At 60.9% G+C, this 17,286-nt stretch carries 10 protein-coding genes; 7 read left to right on the top strand and 3 right to left on the bottom strand.

Annotated elements, in window-relative coordinates; translation table 11 throughout:
* Positions 1 to 65 precede the first annotated feature (65 nt).
* The 4 genes from AC5RU9_RS09845 (at position 66) to AC5RU9_RS09830 (ending at position 4,618) form a co-directional block, all read left to right on the top strand.
* Positions 66 to 1,298 (top strand): molybdopterin molybdotransferase MoeA, encoded by a 1,233-nt coding sequence (locus AC5RU9_RS09845; protein ID WP_494016287.1) that lies wholly within the window; start codon positions 66 to 68, stop codon positions 1,296 to 1,298.
* Positions 1,299 to 1,365: 67 nt separating this feature from the next.
* A complete protein-coding gene (locus AC5RU9_RS09840; RefSeq protein WP_494016286.1) occupies positions 1,366 to 2,142 on the top strand; it encodes an SGNH/GDSL hydrolase family protein in 777 nt (258 codons plus the stop codon).
* Between the two features lie 293 nt (positions 2,143 to 2,435).
* Complete coding sequence (locus AC5RU9_RS09835; protein ID WP_494016285.1) at positions 2,436 to 4,400, top strand: BCCT family transporter; 1,965 nt, start codon at positions 2,436 to 2,438, stop codon at positions 4,398 to 4,400.
* A 77-nt stretch (positions 4,401 to 4,477) separates the two neighbouring features.
* A complete protein-coding gene (locus AC5RU9_RS09830; protein WP_494016284.1) occupies positions 4,478 to 4,618 on the top strand; it encodes a hypothetical protein in 141 nt (46 codons plus the stop codon).
* 71 nt (positions 4,619 to 4,689) lie between these two features.
* Here AC5RU9_RS09830 and AC5RU9_RS09825 read toward each other — a convergent pair whose 3' ends face one another.
* Together AC5RU9_RS09825 and AC5RU9_RS09820 are read right to left on the bottom strand one after the other, a co-directional pair.
* Positions 4,690 to 5,379 carry a fasciclin domain-containing protein gene (locus AC5RU9_RS09825; protein WP_211713853.1) on the bottom strand — a complete coding sequence of 230 codons (690 nt, stop codon included), beginning with the start codon at positions 5,377 to 5,379 and terminating at the stop codon, positions 4,690 to 4,692.
* A gap of 347 nt (positions 5,380 to 5,726) precedes the next feature.
* Complete coding sequence (locus tag AC5RU9_RS09820) at positions 5,727 to 6,074, bottom strand: SOS response-associated peptidase (protein ID WP_494016283.1); 348 nt, start codon at positions 6,072 to 6,074, stop codon at positions 5,727 to 5,729.
* A 326-nt stretch (positions 6,075 to 6,400) separates the two neighbouring features.
* Here AC5RU9_RS09820 and AC5RU9_RS09815 point away from each other — a divergent pair, with 326 nt between their 5' ends.
* A complete protein-coding gene (locus tag AC5RU9_RS09815) occupies positions 6,401 to 7,468 on the top strand; it encodes a hypothetical protein (protein WP_494016282.1) in 1,068 nt (355 codons plus the stop codon).
* Positions 7,469 to 7,553: 85 nt separating this feature from the next.
* Here AC5RU9_RS09815 and AC5RU9_RS09810 read toward each other — a convergent pair whose 3' ends face one another.
* Entirely contained in the window at positions 7,554 to 7,904 is a 351-nt protein-coding gene (locus tag AC5RU9_RS09810; RefSeq protein WP_494016281.1) for a hypothetical protein, read from the bottom strand.
* A 343-nt stretch (positions 7,905 to 8,247) separates the two neighbouring features.
* Here AC5RU9_RS09810 and AC5RU9_RS09805 point away from each other — a divergent pair, with 343 nt between their 5' ends.
* Both AC5RU9_RS09805 and AC5RU9_RS09800 read left to right on the top strand, forming a co-directional pair.
* On the top strand, positions 8,248 to 11,079 hold the full coding sequence (locus tag AC5RU9_RS09805) for a LamG-like jellyroll fold domain-containing protein (RefSeq protein WP_494016280.1): 2,832 nt from the start codon (positions 8,248 to 8,250) through the stop codon (positions 11,077 to 11,079).
* The gene (locus AC5RU9_RS09800; protein ID WP_494016279.1) at positions 11,076 to 17,165 is read left to right on the top strand and encodes an RHS repeat-associated core domain-containing protein; all 6,090 of its coding nucleotides are present in this window, start codon (positions 11,076 to 11,078) and stop codon (positions 17,163 to 17,165) included. Before AC5RU9_RS09805 ends, AC5RU9_RS09800 begins: the two co-directional genes overlap by 4 nt.
* The last annotated feature ends 121 nt before the right edge of the window (positions 17,166 to 17,286 follow it).

The raw sequence follows: 17,286 nt of genomic DNA, 5'->3' as shown, positions 1-17,286 counted from the left end.
CGGGAAGGCCGAGCCGTCCCCGGCATCCGTGCCCCATCAGGAACGCACCCAGGAATCGGACAGCCATGCTTGCACCATTGGATTCACCAGGCGGCCTCACGCGGCACCACGCCACAACATGGGCCGAAGCACGGCAGTTGGCCTTCAGTTGCGCCACGCCGCTCCCCTCATGGAAGACCGAACTCAGCACGGCAATCGGATGCACCCTGGCCCGTGACGTCATAGCCCGACAGGACCTTCCCCACTACGCGTCGTCCGCCATGGACGGTTGGTCAGTCAACGGCGAAGGCCCCTGGACCATCACCATGGCCGGACGCCGGCTTGCCTCCGGTGAAGCCAGTGTCATCGCAACCGGAGGACTGGTACCCGCCGGTGCGACAGGCGTGCTCCGCAAGGAAAGCGGACACATATCCGGAGACGGGCGTCTTTCGCTCACTCCCCAGGCGAAACCGGATGAGCTTCTCCCCGGCCGGCACATCCGACCGGCCGGCGAAGAGGCCACCGCCGGTGATGTCCTCATACCCGCCGGGACCCGGCTCAACCCGGCACACCTTGCCCTCGCTGCAGTGGCCGGACACGATCACGTCCAGGTGCAGCGTAAGCCGCGGGTCGCCGTCGTCATGACGGGCTCGGAAGTAGTCACCTCCGGGGACCCTGCGCCCGGACAGGTGCGCGACGCTTTCGGTCCGCAGCTTGATGCGGTCATCCCGCGACTGGGCGGGGTCGCTGTAGGGCAGCTGCGGATCGGCGACTCCTACGAGGAGTGGCTGGCGGCGCTCTCTGGCGGTGACGACGGCGGTGCTGACCGCCACCGGGCCGAGGTGACTATCACCACTGGTGGGACCGGCAAGTCCGGAACAGACCACTTCCGTGCTGCCGTTGCTGCGCTTGGTGGGCGGCTGCTACTGGATGGGGTTGCCATGCGCCCGGGCCATCCTGCGGTGCTGGCGGAGCTACCGGACGGACACTTCATCCTGGGACTGCCGGGAAATCCGTTGGCCGCCATGTTGGCCCTTATGACTCTCGGTGAACCGCTGCTCGCTGCCCTGGGAAACCGGCCCCTCCAAGAGCCCAGACCCATGCTCTCCGGCGCCGACATCGAACCCACCCCGGGGAAAACCCGCCTCATACCGTGCAGCGTAGTCCACGGGCTGGTGTTCCCTGCCGCCCATGCCGGCCCCGGGATGATGCGCGGGCTCGCCTGGGCCGATGGGTATATGGCGGTGCCGCCTGAAGGCGCAGCCGCAGGCGAGCAGGTTCCCGTCCTTCCCCTGCCGTGGACCCGCTTGCCGGGATAGCGCACTCGGCTAAGTGTTGCAATCACGGCAAGAACAGAAGGACCGGTAAGCGTTTATCCTTAACGGCATGACACGACGACGCGGCCCGATGAGCCGGGGCTTCCGGGTCCCAGGCTCTTCAGCGGCCGCCCTATGCGCTTCAGCTGTCGTCCTCGTCCTTACTGGCTGCGCCCTCGCTGCCAGCAGTCCCGTGGATTTGAAGTCACCACAACCGAAACCACCCCAGGGTTCGGCGCATCCGGTTCACGGCTCGATTGCACCCGAACGCATCGTCATCATCGGTGATTCACTCAGCACCGGATATGGGACCAGCCCGGAGGAAGCTTGGCCCCGCCTCCTTCGGAATGAACTCCGTGCAGCCTCCGTGCCGGCGAAGATCACTAATGAGGCTCAAAACGGCGCGGGCTACCTTACCTTCGGCGACGAAGACGCCACCTTTGCCTCACAGATCAGCGGATCCGTTAACGCATCGACGGACGTCGTTGTGCTCTTTGGTTCGGACAACGACGCAGGCCAAGACCCCGCAGAGCTACGCGCCGCTCTGACAGATGCCCTCGAGGAAATAACGACGCTGGCTCCCCACGCCAGGCAAATCATGATCGGCCCGCTGAGCGGCTTCGACGCCCTCGAATCGGACGTCACCACTATTCGTGATCAGGAACGGGCAGCAGCCCGCGATGCCGGGGCCGAATTTATCGACCCCGTCGCCGAGCAATGGGTCGCTGGGCCGGACTCCCCACTGTTGGGTCCGGACGGAGAACACCCCAGCAGTGGAGGACAGCAATTCCTGGCCGGGAAAATTAGGACGTTACTGGACCCGCACCGGGTCTCATCCACGGGCTAGGCGAGGCCGGGCTGACCATCAGCGCCCGCATGGGTTACACGTCCGCTAGCTGACGCTCTGTACGCAACACCGCTCATGATAAGTAAAGGGCCCGACTCATGGCCAATTGATATATCAATATGCCACAAAAGATGTAAAAGTCTTGACTTTGAGGTGTGACGGAGCGCACTCTGTTGCATACCGCGAATGTTGTTGATTCCTGCGGAACACCTGCCGGGCTTTGAGTCCCAGCACCAACACCCCCAACCAGTAATAACCGAAAGCCCATGACTCGCCGAGCAAAGGACCCGCTCATGGCTACAAACAGTGACACGAAATCCTTAGTACCCGAGGATTTACCTGCCAACCCCGTCCACGTGGAGATCAGTGTCTCCCCCGATGCAACAGCCCTCAACGATGAGGACGGAGGCGCAGCAGCTCTCCCGGATTCCGAAGAATACGAACAGATCCTGGTAGAACTGCGCAACGCCAAGACCGAGCAGGCCGTTTCGGCCCGCCGGAACCAGAAACTTACCCTCGACAAAGTCACCTTCGGAATCACGGGCGCCATCGCCGTCGCCTTCGTGGTCTGGGGCTTCGTGGGGCGCGACAGCCTTTCGGAAACTTCCAAGGGCGCCCTGAACTGGGTCATGGAATACACCGGCTGGCTGTTCATGGTGCTCGCATCATTGTTCGTTGTCTTCGTGCTGTGGCTGGCCCTGGGCAAGTTCGGCAACATCCCGCTGGGCAAGGACGGCGAGAAGCCGGAATTCCGCACCGTCTCATGGGTGGCCATGATGTTCGCCGCGGGCATGGGCATCGGCCTCATGTTCTACGGCGTCGCCGAGCCGCTCTACCACTACATCTCACCCCCGCCCGGAACCGTGGATGGCCGCACTCCCGCCGCCATCCAGACCGCCATGGCCACCTCGATCTTCCACTGGACCCTCCACCCGTGGGCCATGTACGCAGTAGTCGGCATTGCCATGGCCTACGGTACGTACCGGCTGGGCCGCAAGCAGCTGGTCTCCGCAGCGTTTACGTCGCTGTTCGGTATCAGGATGGTGGAAGGGCCCGTTGGCAAGTTCATCAACATCCTGGCTATCTTCGCCACGCTGTTCGGAACCGCCGCGTCCCTCGGCCTCGGCGCCCTCCAGATCGGCAGCGGCATGACGTCCAACGGCTGGATGGGCGAGGTCGGCACTCCGGTGCTGGTAGTCATCGTGGCCATCCTGACCTTTTGTTTCGTCGCATCAGCGGTCTCCGGCATCAGCCGCGGAATCCAGTGGCTGTCCAACATCAACATGGTGCTGGCCGTGGTGCTGGCCCTTATTGTCTTCATTGCCGGGCCCACCCTTTTCATCCTCAACCTGATTCCCTCCGCCATCGGCGACTACGCCCGGGACCTGGCCGAAATGTCATCCCGGACCGAAGCCGTGGGCGACGATGCACTGCGCAGCTGGATGACCAGCTGGACCATCTTCTACTGGGCCTGGTGGATCTCCTGGACGCCGTTCGTTGGCCTGTTCATCGCACGCATCAGCCGGGGCCGCACCATCCGCCAGTTCGTCACCGGCGTCCTCCTGGTCCCCAGTGTTGTCAGCGTGATCTGGTTCGGCATCTTCGGCGGAGCCGCCTTCCAGGTCCAACAGGAAGCGGATAAGGCAGGCACACCCGGGCTGGTAACCACCACCAACGGGGTCCCCTCCGTCAACTTCGACGGTGCTCTCTTCGATCTGGTCAAGAACCTCGGGATGCCCGGATGGGCCACAGCCGCTGTCATTGTCCTGGCCATGGTGCTCGTGGCTATCTTCTTCATCACCGGAGCCGACGCGGCCTCGATCGTCATGGGTTCGCTCAGCTCCAACGGGGCTGAGCACCCGCGGCGCGCCGTCGTCATCTTCTGGGGAAGCCTCACCGGTGCTGTAGCCGCCGTCATGCTCTTGGCCGGTGGTGACGAACCATCGGAGGCTTTGGCCGGGTTGCAAAGAGTCACCATCGTGGCGGCGCTGCCGTTCGTGATCGTCATGCTGTTGCTCTGTTTCGCACTGACCAAGGACCTGAGGCGCGATCCCCTGTCGCTTCACAAGCGCTTGGCCACGTCCGTGGTGGAACGTGCCATCCGCACCGGGGTGGAGCAACACGGCGGTGTCCAGTTCGACCTCGTCACCAAGCATGAGTGTGCTGAGAGCTGCACCGAGTCGGATTGCCCCGGAGGGACGGGCACAGGGACCATCCCGTTGGTTGGCCAGCCCCCGCTAAAATCCAGCGAAAAGTAGCAGACCCCATTCCGTAGACGACTCACACAGTTAGGTCCGCCATGTCCTACGTATCCCCCACCGAAGGAACCCTCCGGGTGAGCAAGCAGTCAAACGACGTGACCCTCACCCTGGATGCGTCCAAGCCCATGACTGTCCGCATCGAGGTTGACCATTGTCCCTGCGGCTCGGAACACAACCGGCCCGGCTCCTACGTCGACACCGATGTGAACAGCTAACACCGCAACATAACAACAAAGCAGGCGCCGGATGCCGGCGCCTGCTTTGTTGTTGCCAAAGGCGGTAAGGCCTACTTGGGCATCAGTACCGAATCAACCAGGTAAACCGTTGCGTTGGCGGTGTGAACGCCGCCGCAGATCACGTTGGCGCCATCAACCGTGAGGGCGTCCTTGGTGCCGGCTACCGTCACTTCGCCACCCTGGACAGTCTTGTGGGTGCCGACGATCTTGTCCGGGCTCAGCTGGCCGGGGACTACGTGGTAGGTGAGGATCTTGCTCAGCAGGGCATCGTCCGTCTTGAGCGTTTCGATCGTTGCGGGATCAATCTTGGCGAAGGCGTCATCGACCGGTGCGAACACCGTGAATTCGCTGCCGTTCAGGGTGGAAACCAGGTCCACCTTGGGGTTGAGCTTGCCCGAAACAGCCGCGGTCAGCGTCTTGAGCAGCGGGTTGTTGGAGGCGGCAACAGCTACCGGGTCCTGGGCCATGCCGACAACGGAGCCGGAACCACTCGGTACCTGGGCGGCGTAACCGGCGCAGCCGGGACCAACCAGGTCACGGGCCGGATCCATGGCCGTGCTGGCCATGGCCGAGGAGGATGGCGACGGTGCCATGGAGGAAGGAGCCGCGGATGACGGCGCGGCTGCCGACGAAGATGCGGGGGTGCTGGTGGTGCTCGAACCACCACAGGCCGTGAGTCCGAGAAGGGCGGCTGCAGTGAGGCCAACGAAGGCGAGGGCGGGGCGCTTTGTGGACAACATGTCATTCTCCTTATTTTTGGAACCAGGGCGTTGGATCCATTCGGTAGTGGGACACGGGCGGCCCGGCGTTGCTTTTGCGCCACCGGCTGTTTGTGTCTCACCAGCTATTCGGAGGACGTGGCGGGGTGGATGGGTGGGGATTGAAAAAGTTTTTTTAATCGGTCCCAGCCCGGTCTTTTCATGGCAGGCGCTGGCATACGGACACAGCGTCCGACGCCGGTCCCGCCCCAGGCGCGCAGGCTGCGGACCGCGGCTGGTTCAGGGTGCGTCGAGCGCGCGTGAGTTGCTCAGGAAGCAGATCTTGGAGTTTTCGGCTGACGAGTCCTAGGAAGAAGACTGGATAAGAGCTAGTTCGGGATCTTTTTGCCGGCCTCGATCTTTTGCCACTCGTAGTAACCGTCGGCGGGAACGATGGCCCTGCGTTTGACCGCGGCCGAACGGAAGGACGGCTTCTCCAGGATCGTCTCGCTGCGGGCATTGATGAATTTCGACCCGATCTTGGCGTCCTTCGCCCAGGACGGGATCAGCCCCCATCGGGCGATGAGCAGGCGCCGGTCAATGGTTCCCTCATCTAACCGCTCGGCCACTATCGGCACGTTCTGGGTCGGGGCGACGTTCCAGCTCGGCCCCGGAGGGCTGCCCTCAACCTCCTTGGCCTCGAAATGGCTCAGAAGGTCGCTTGTTGCTTTGGACATCACGTATCTGCGCACATGAGCCCATTCTGCCGCGTGGACTGCTGTTCGAGATGTCGGCGGACGTGCACATCCCCGGCGTGCTATCAGGCTACATTGCTGCTGGTCTCCTCCTAGGCTGTGTCAACAGACCAAGCAGGAGGGCGCCCGTCGTGGCGGTCGCCAAGCACAGACAACTGTAGGCGACAATGACTCCTACGAATGTTGAGCTGCAGGCCGTCTATCAGATAGGCGATTTGGTCTCCAAATGCCCACACTTGGAACCAGTCATTAGTTCGAATGACAAGACTCTGCTCACTGATGGACACATCGATTTTCATTCTTCTGAAGTGCACAGTAAAGCAACCTTTGACGGACGTGTGAATGTCCAAGTTAAAGGAAGGAAGTTAACAGGAAGCACAAAGCCTCCACGGACATTCCAGATCTCAAGGACAGATCTGACCGGATATCTGAAAAATCACGGCGTTCTCTACTTCGTGGTGTTTGTTAATTCTAGAACCCAAAAGAAGATACCGACATATGCGCTGTTGAGCCCTTTCAAAATTCAACATCTCCTCAACTCAATGGGCAACCAGAAGCAAATCGGCGTGAGGCTACGTCCGGTGCCTTCCGATCCGTTAGCAATAGAGGGGATAGTCAAGCTGGCCCTACAGTCCATCGACGAAAAACCCTCCATGAAGATTGATTCAAAGCAGCTCCAGGATTTAACCAGCATCACCCTCTACACAGATGGGACTATGGACCTGGATGCTCCAGTGAGATTGACGCGCGCTGATCACGACTACACACTCGTATTCGAAACCTCCGGGGGCATGGTCCTAGCCGTCGATGAAGAATTTGTCATCACACCAGCTGAGTATGTTGGTGAAGTGCTAACGCAGACCGTCAGTTGCGGAAATTTCATGTTTCCTAATCCAACACGACGGCGAGTGGACAGAGAAACTGTAGAACTTGAGCTCAGTAAAGGTCTTAAAATAAAGAAGTATGGCACAGGACAAAGTGCCACTGGCTCTATATCCCTGACGATGCGCGAGACTCTGAGGGAGCGGTTCAACGACCTCGGCTTCTACCTCACCTGCGCAGATACCTTGGCTTTCAGTATCGACGGCGCTGAAAACAACGTTGAGGTAACCCTCAACGACGACCAAGAGGAGCTTCGCGGCCACTTCGCGTATCTGACGACCTTGATGTCCTTGTGCGACCGCTTGGGAGTGGATTCAAGCCTTGTCGAGCTGGGACCACTAGAAGGCAAAAGAGGTGACCAGCTTGTCGGATTGCACGGAGTCATGTTTGAGGGAGAGGAAATCGCTATCCAACATGATGAACCTGCTGGAAGGATCTTGCAGCCCATGGGGCGTTGGAGCTGCATAGTGCTTCAACAGCCTGAGCACGGCTAGCGGCGCGTTGGTGATATGGGGCAAGGGGATGCTGTTCCATTTCCTTGGAAGGGGAAGGATCAAGGAGGGACGCGGGCCGGAACGTTCAGCCAGTCCTGTTTTCGGAGATGGCTTCTAGGGCGAGGAGCATCGCGTTGGATTCCTCAACCGAGAAGCGCGTGACAATAGGCCACTCCCACCCGGCACCGTAGTAATCATCGGTCACAGCAATACGAGCGATACGGATTGCTACTGGCAAGTCGCTGAAGTCCAGACCTTCCCCGCTGTCCAGGGCATCGACAAGGCTGTGGCGCTTCGAATGGAAGGCCGTATTGTCCGCAAAGTCCAGCTTTCGAGCGAAATAGTCCGACGACGACGCTGGACCGCTCCAGACACGGAGCGCCGTCAGCAGGAAATCGCATAGGTCATCGGCAGGGTTTGTCAGCACTTTGGTCACGGATAAAGCTAAGCACGCTCTATCGAGGGGTGTTCCATTTCCTTGGAATTGGGACGCCTCTCCGGGAACACCTCACTGCCCGCCACCCTTATTCAGCCTTTCTGGCGTCCATGCTGGGACACTGAACGTGCGCCGTTGGCTTGGGCACGGGTCAGGGCTGAGGATCTAGGGCGCCTATGTGATGGTTTTTGTCACAAGACACACTTCCCTGTGTGTTGACTGGACAAAGCTTGGCAAAAGCCTAACTCACGGATAGTCTACTCTCGCTAGTCGAAATTGGGGGTTCGAGACTGCGTCTGCTGCATTCCCTTTGTCGAGTTTTCATACTCCAAGGAGTCATGCAGTGAGCTTATTCCCCGCCCTAATCCGTCGTGCCTGCGTACCGGTCCTGACCCTAGGTTTGCTGTCCATCGGACTTGCCGTGCCCCCTGCCCATGCAACCAGCGACACACCCGCGAGTCCCCCGCAGCCGCGCACATCTGAGGCCGCCGCCGTGGCGGAGGCGACAGCAACCGCCACGGATGTGGTGGTGGACGCGGTCACGACACCGACCGCGTTGACGACAGCCCACCCGGACGGGACGTTGTCGACCACGATCAGTAATGAGCCCGTGCGAATGCAGACCAGTCAGGGCTGGACTGACATTTCCACGGACCTGGTGCAGTCGACAGTGGACGGCGTATCTGTCCTGAAGCCGGAGAACGTCCCCGTTGACGTCACAGTCAGCTCGGGCGGCGGGACCGAGATCGCGAGCCTGGACGACAAGAATGGGCATTCCATCTCACAGTCATGGCCGTTCGGGACCCTGCCAGCACCGGTGGTCGAAGGCAACTCGGCCACGTACCGTCAGGTCCTGCCCGGTGTGGATCTGATCCAGTTGGTGCACAAGACCGGCATTTCCCAAGTCTTGAAGATTGAGACGGCCGAAGCGGCCCGCGACCCTCGTGTGGCCGAAATGCGGATTTTCCTGGATTCGGAAAACCTCGCCGTTGAACAAAACGCGGCTGGCGAGCTCGCGGCCACGGGCACGGACTCGGGTGAGGTTGAACTCCGCAACACCGGCGGATTCTGGTGGGATTCTTCAGCCGCGGGTGCAACGGCGAAGGACCCTGGCGGCCTGAGCGTGACCCGGCCCTTTGCGCTGTCCTTGAAATCCGAGGCCGGGAAGCAGGCCCAGGTCTTTGGCATGGATACGATCCTGGACACAGCAGGTCTGACGTTCCCGGTGTATGTGGACCCTGACTGGAGCTTCACGCAGCCTTCCTTTGTTTTCGTTGATACTGCCTACCCGGGTACGTCATATTGGGGCGGCAACCTCACAGACGGTCGCATGCATGTCGGGTACATGCCGGCTTCGTGGGGCACACCAGATAATCAGACGCACCTGACTCGTTCCTATTTCCAGTTCGATACCTCATACATCGTGGGTCGAGAGATCATTGCTGCCCGGTTGAACACGGTGGAGACCTATTCATCGTCGTGCACCCCGACGGATGTTGCGTCCTGGATTACCAGCGATATCGGTACTGGTACGACCTGGAACAACCAGCCGAGTCTGCTATTGCGGACTGATATGGGGGCTGTGGCCAAGGGGTGGAGCGCTGCGTGCCCGCCGGGCACGGTCGGTTTTGACCTGATGGCCGCGAAGTCCATCCTCCTGAACAAGACGAAGTGGAATGTCATGCTCGCCGCGGGCAACGAATCGGACCCGTTGGGGTGGAAGAAATTCGAAAACACGGCGACCATCACCGTCACCCACGACCTGGCCCCGTACATGCCCTCCTTCCAGTCGATCTCTGATGGCCGATGGTTCGGCACCCCGTGGACCACGGGTGCCCGGATGTATACCCGGGATAAGACCCCGTCGTTCACGATCCAGGTCAGCGACCCTGACGGCAATAAGGGTGGCAGTCTCTTTGTGCAGATGTCCGTTTACAAGAACGGCGTGTGGCAGGGCTACGACGGGAACTTCTCCGGCGTGAGCCCGGGAGGGGCCAATGTCACGTGGAACGGACCCGCCCTGGCAGATGGAACATACACCCTGCAAGCCATCGCCAGAGACGAATGGGGACTCACCTCGCCCCTCATGGCCGTGAACTTCACCGTCGACACCACAGCCCCCTCGACACCGGACATCAAACCCGTGACAGCCATGGCATCGACAACCCCAAGCTATCCCGGGGGCGTGATTGGCGAGACCAAGTACCAGTTCAAGCTCTCCAGCAGTAACCCCGCGAACAAGGCCGATGGGTACATTTTCTCCATCAAGGAGGGCACAGCCGCGACCGTCTACCCGGCCGATGACTTGCTGAATTGCTCCCACACCCGCCTTCGGGAGTTCGTGGTGGTGTGCCCCGGCTATGGGCAGGAAACCACGATCACCATCACGGCCCTGGACCAGAACACCTCCTTGACGGTGTGGGCTTTCGATGACGCAGGAAACGTTGCGATGCCGATCAAGGGTGCCCCGGCGCATGTGACCTTCTCCGTTCCTGCGGCGCAGGCGCTGCCCAACCCGCAGACTGACTTCCTCGAGTTGCAGCTTTTCGGGGAAGCGTCATGGGTTGAGGCAAAAAAGGTAACCACGAGTCAATGCGCTGACGGTCCACCGACGGAAGCATTCACGACGGCCGATGTCCTGAATCTCCCCACGACGGGTTCGTATGCGGATACCAAAGCCAAGTCCGGTACAACGGCAAAGTGGGCAGTGGATCCTTCCCAGAGCTTCAGCATCGCGGCGTGGGTGTGCCCAAAAACTACGACAGGTATGCAGCCACTGATCAGCCAGCTGGCGAACTCGAGCACCATCGCTGCGGCCCTGAGATATGAGGGCGGGTCCTATAACCTGCGCTCCCAATTGGCATCCGGGGCCGAAGAGCGCGTGACCTCAGCCCTAATAGCGGCCGGCCAATGGACGTATGTCACGGCGGTCTACGACAGGATCAACGCCCAAATGCGAATCACCACCGCCAACGCGAACCAAACCGGGGACTGGATTATCGCCGCGTCCCCGTCACTGGCCCGTACAACGGCGGACGCGACGCAACCAGCACGCCTGGGACAAGGATTCGTTGGGCAGATCTACAGGCCCGTAATGACTCAACGCGTGCTCAGCAACGACTCATTCGGAGACATACAGCAGAATTACGGCACCACGAGAGGACTGCTCAAATGAGCCGCCACAAGAAATTACTGCGCAAGCCCAAAGCAGCCCTCACTGGCCTGGTCGCCGCTGCCGTAATCGCCTCCGGTGCCGGGTTTATCTACATCGCTGCCCCATGGGCATCCCCGGACAGCGCACAACAAATCAAACCCGTCCCGGCCTCGGACTTCCAGCCCAGGGCCGTGCCAGGCAACAACGACAACCCCTCAGCCGTGGTGGTTGGCGAATCCCCCGACGGGGTTAAGACCATGCGCTTCGGAGGCGAAGGAAACCCGGAACCGGCTCAGACGGAAGCCGAAGGGTCCTTCAGCGATACGGGTTCCTCACCGGTGCGTCTGGGCCCGGCCCCGATGGCGCCCGCCCCTGCGAACGACAAGGGTGCCGGGGATTTCGCGAAAATCCCCGGTACAGCCTCCGGTTCCTGGGGCGTAAAGGGCCAGACAGGTGGATTCACCTACAGCTACCCCTTCTCCCTGCGGCAGGCACCGGCCGGCCCGACCCCGGCCTTAGGCCTGTCCTATGACTCCTCCCGTGTTGACGGTCTGACCAGCGCGACGAACAACCAGGCCTCGGTCGCTGGTGATGGCTGGGCGCTCTCCGGCACCGGGACCATCCGGCAAAAGTTCGGGTCGTGCGCCGACCAGGGCGTCGCGAACTCGTACGATCTGTGCGGAAACAAGGAAGGCCAATCCTTTTCGATCTCTTTCGGCAGCCGTTCTGGTGAAATCATCATGGACCCCAACCAGTCCGACCCGGCCAAACGGTTCAAGCTCCGCGACGATGACAACACCAAACTCGAATACCTTACCGGCGCCGCCAACGGCACCTTCGACGGCGGGTACTGGCGCCTGACGGACACTACCGGCACCCAGTACTGGTTCGGTGTGAACCGCATCCCTGGCTGGTCGGCCGGCAAAGACAACTACTCAACCGACATCGTCCCCGTCTACGGACTCCCAGGCCAGCCCTGCTACAACAGCGCCGGTTTCGGCAGTTCGTCCTGCATGCAGGCCTACGCCTGGAATCTGGACTACGTCGTAGACCTCAACGGCAACTCACAGGGCTACTTCTATAAACAGGACACCAACTTCTACAAGTCCCAGGGCGGTTCGGGGACACTGAAGGCCTACCACCGCGCCAGCCGCCTGGAGCGCGTGGACTACGGCATGCGCGCCGGAACCGAACTCTCCACCCAGGCCCCGCTGCATGTGACCTACGGGTACACCGGCCGGTGCACCAGCGTGAACTGCTCGTGGGGAACCGATGTCCCTGACACCACCAAGTACCTGTGCGCCTCCACCTCCACCACCTGCTCAATGCAATCGCCGACGTTCTTCACCGACCAGCGACTGGTCACGGTCGTCAGCCAGGCCCTCTCGGTCAACCCGGCAGGGTACGGGGATCTGGATTACTGGACCTTTTACCACTCCATGCCCGACCCGGGGGACACCACCAAACCTGCGTTGATCCTCTGGAAAGTCCTTCATGAGGGAACGAACCGAACCAGCACCGCAGCCGGTACCGGGTTCGTTGTCGACCCGATGATTGAGTTCGGTGTCCAGACCCTGCAGAACCGTGTCTGGACCGTTAACGGTCTGGCCCCGCTGAACCGTTACCGGATCAATACCATCAAGGCCGCGACCGGGGCCACGACCACCGTGACGTACACCGCCTCGGACTGCACTATCGAGGATGCCAACAATAATGGTGTCGCTGACATCGTCCCGGAAAACAACTCCAAGCGGTGCTTCCCGCAGTGGTGGCAACCCACCACGCCCATCGTTCAAAATGTCCAACGGGACTATTTCAATATTTATCCCGTCCAAACGGTGCGGGTCAACGCTGGACCTGGGACCAACGGCACCGCGGACACGGTCACTAACTACAGCTACGAAGGCACCCCGGCATGGAAATACGCCGGACCGAAATACGTTGCCGGCACCGGCTCAAGCCAACTGACGTGGTCCGTGCTGGCCGGGTGGTCGAAAGTCAAGACCACGATCGGTAGCTCCGCCCCGACACCCACCACCGTCACGACGTACCTGCGTGGCTTGAACGGCACCCCGTCCAACACCACCGGAGGACTGTACAGCACGTCCGTGACCGCCTCCGACGGTACCGTGTACACGGACTCGCCATGGTTCGCCGGACGGGAAATCGAAAAAGAAACGTTCGTCGGTGACGGCGGAACCCGGTTGGGGACCACCATCACCGCACCGTGGGCCTCCGCCCCGACCGCAACCGCTTCGGCCGCGCTCGGCGGGCTCCAAGCCAGGCACATCGGCACCGCGTGGGTGAAAAACCTCCAAGCCACCAGCACCTCGGCAACACCCAGGAAGAACCTGGTCACCACCACCAACGACGCCCTCGGTCGTCCCATCTCGGTCAGTGACTCCGGTGAAGACCTCGTCGCCGGAGATGAAACCTGCACCACCACCACCTACGCCGACAACGCTGCAACGAACCTGTTGTCCCTGCCAGCCGCGGTGAACACGGCCGCCGGAGGATGCTCAGTTACCGGGAACCTGCTGACCGCGGCGCGGACCCTGTACGACACCTCCACCTCAGCTGACCCCGGCACTTCCGGCTACGTGGCCCCGAGCAAGGGCAACATTGCCCGTACCGACGCCGCCACCAACGTCAGCGGCACCGCCGTGAGCGTATGGAAGCTCGGACCAGTCATCGGATATGACGCCTACGGACGTCCGGTATCGTCCACGGATAACTCCACCGGGGCCCCACGGACCACGACAACTGCCTACACTCCCGCGACCGGTTTGGTTACCACCGTGACCGTCACCAACACCACCATGAACTGGACCAAGACAACCACGCTTGACTCCATGCGCGGCCAAGTCCTGATCGAAAGCGACATCAACAAGAACCTGACCAGCTACCGCTACGACGCCGCAGGGCGTGTCACTGGTGAATGGGGCCCGTTGCGGCCACAAGCCACCAACCCCACCCCCGGGATTGAAACCACCTACTCGATCTCACAAACCGCACCGTCCTGGGTGAAAGTCACCAAACTCTCCAGCGACGAAGCACCCACTTCGACCTACACGCTCTACGACGGGCTCGGACGCATCCGCCAAACCCAGCGCGAGTCCCCCGGTGGCGGCACCATCGCCACCGATGCCTGGTACAACTCCCGCGGGGACAAGTCCAAAACCAACAACGACTACTACCTCGCAGCCAACCCCGACGGTGTCCTGAGGATCCCGTCTCTGGCCGTCCCATCCAGCACCACATACTTCTACGACGGAGCCCAACGGCCCACAGCTATTAAGGCCATGGCCAACGACAACGTGCTGCTCTGGAGCACTCAAGTGGCCTACGCCGGAGCCGACACGACCACCGTCACCGGGCCGGGGACCGAAGCGGCCACCACGACCGTGAACAACATGAACGGCAAGGTACAGACCCGCAAACTCTTCCACGGCACCGCCGCGACAGGCGCCGCCGACACTTCCACTTACGCCTACGACGCGCTCGACAGACTCACTGGAATGAAAGACACGGCCGGTAACGCTTGGTCCTGGGCTTTCGATGCCGCCAGCAGGGAAATCTCTGCCATCGACCCGGACGCAGGCACGCGGAGCACCACCTACGACCCGGCCGGGCGTAAGGCCACGACGACCGACGCCGCCAACGTTGTCATCGGGTACGTTTACGACAACGCGGACCGGATCGTGAAAAAAACGCTCGGGACGGGGGCCACAGCCAAAACTCTCGAAACGTACACCTACGACGGAAACAAGCTGGGCCAGCTCAGCACCAGCACCCGCTACAACGGCGCCGCGCTGGACCAAAAGGTCATAACCACGATGACCGCCTACAACGCCGCTTACCAGCCCGGCACGATCTCAGTGCAACTACCAGCAGCGTTGGACTCCACCGCCCCGACCTACACCACCACCCGCACCTACACCTCAACAGGTCAGATAGAACAGGAAAGCCGTCCGGCCATCGGGCAAATGCCGACCGAAAACCTGACCTACATTTACAACACCTTCGACCTGCAGACGTCCTTCGTTAACGATGATTGGGAGACCATCGTCGGTGACACGAAATTCGACCATTTAGGCCAGATGGCCCAGTACTCCCAAGAAGACAACAACAACAAAATTGGCGGGACCGCCAACACCACCGGTCGGAACCAGATCAACTTCACCTGGGACGCGACCACCGGACGGCTGACCGACCAGTGGGCGACCAACACGACCCGCAATGTCGTGGCCGATCTGGGCAAAACCCTTTATACCTACACCCCTTCAGGGAAAATAGCGTCCCGGGAACTGGCTTACAGCAGCCGCCCAACCAGCCTCTCGGACTACCAGTGTTACGACTACGACTACGCCTCACGGCTCGCCGCGGTGTGGACCCCGGCACCAACAACAACCACCGACTGCTCCGCCATACCGGCCACCAACGCCGCCAGTGTCACCGGCCTCGGAGGCCCGGCAGCGTACGCACAAACCTACGCCTACACGCCAACAGGTGACCGATCCGAAGTCAGACGCTTCAACAACACCGGAGCCCTGGCGACGAAGGAAACCTACACCTACCCCGCCGCAGGCGCCCCCGGACCTCACAGGGTCCAAAAAATCGACACCACGGGAAGCGCCACGCCCCAGACCTTCACCTGGGACGCCACAGGCAAAATGACCAACAGGTCAGGTCAAACCCTGACCTACACCCCCGACGGGCACCTGGCCACCAGCACCGGGGCCGGCACTATCCCCGCGAACCCCAACCCCAACGCCGGAACCGGCACACCGGCCTCGGTCACATCCGCTGTCGCAGCCGCCAAAGGTGAAAGGTACTACGACGCCGCAGGGAACCTCATCGGCATCAGCGACGGAACCGGGACCACCATCATCATCGGATCCGTCACCGCCCACACCAGCACCACCGGCGTGAAGACAGCCACGTGTACCTATACCTTTGCAGGAAAAACTGTTGCGCAACGAACCGCCACAACAGCCGGCACGAAACTGATGTTTGTCCTCGGTGACACCCTCAACACCGCCCAAACCATGACCCTGCCCACAGTAGGGGCCGGATCAATCACCACCCTCACCCGCTACACCGACCCCTTCGGCCTCGCCCGGCGCGCAAACGCCACAGCCGCAGCGAACAACACCTACACCCCCGGTACGGCAGCGACAGCAGGGGTCGGGTCCAACGCCGCCAACCCCGTAGGATTCGGCGCCGTCAACGGCTACATATCCGGACTCGACGACACCGCCAGCACCCTCACCCACCTCGGCGCACGCGACATGGATCCCGTCACCGGAACCTTCACCACCCCGGACCCCATCCTCAACACCGAAGACCAACGCGGGTTCACCCCCTACACCTACGCCTTCGGAAACGTCATCAACACCTCAGACCCATCCGGACTCAAACCCACCTGCGACTGCGAGGACGACGACACCGGGCTGTATTCCTACAAAGGCAACGGACAATACAACGACGGAACACAAACACCGCCAGTCCCTTGGTATATGAAACCAGTAGGCATCTGGAAATGGTTCGACTATTACGGTGCAGCAGTCAGGGCTCGTGCTTCCATGGTTGCGGAAGTGAACGAGTTCAACCGAAACAACAGCGGCTCCATATGGAAGAACTCGATCGCCGGAGACCAAACGCGGCACGAATTCCTAACTGCGAGCCAGGAAACAAACAACCGCCTTTCAGGATTGTTCAACACCCTCTTGGACATGTCAACTTTCACACCCATAGCCGGCGGGACGATTCCCATAAAGGCTGGAGCATTGGGTGCAAGAGCTGTTAAGTACGGAGAAAAGGCCGCCGAGGGCGCCGAGGACGTCAGGACTTACGTTAACATTACCAAGGGCAAATCGATATCAAATCGGGCTACAAACACGGGGCATGAGGAATTTTCCGAAACACTCTTGAAGAATGGTTGGGAGTCGTCCTATTCAAAGAATGGTGCAGTGCAGTTCTTTCGAAAGGACGGAGCGCAATACGGCCTAAGGGAGAAGGCGAGGGATTGGTCGGGCTGGACCGCAGAATACAAACCCTACGGCGAACCCTATTCCATTCTAAAATTGCGCCTGGGTGCGGACTGACTTAGTACAGCACCAACATGCTTGGAAGTCATACGAACGCCTCTCCTACCAGAATTCGCATCTGAAACAGGGGGGGTGGTTACCACCCGCATGGGAAGTAACCACCCCTTAAGATGCAACC

This window comes from Arthrobacter sp. B0316-5-4 (genome assembly GCF_059090325.1).
Note: the sequence above shows the minus strand (reverse complement) of the source record. Positions and strands in the feature narration are given on the sequence as shown.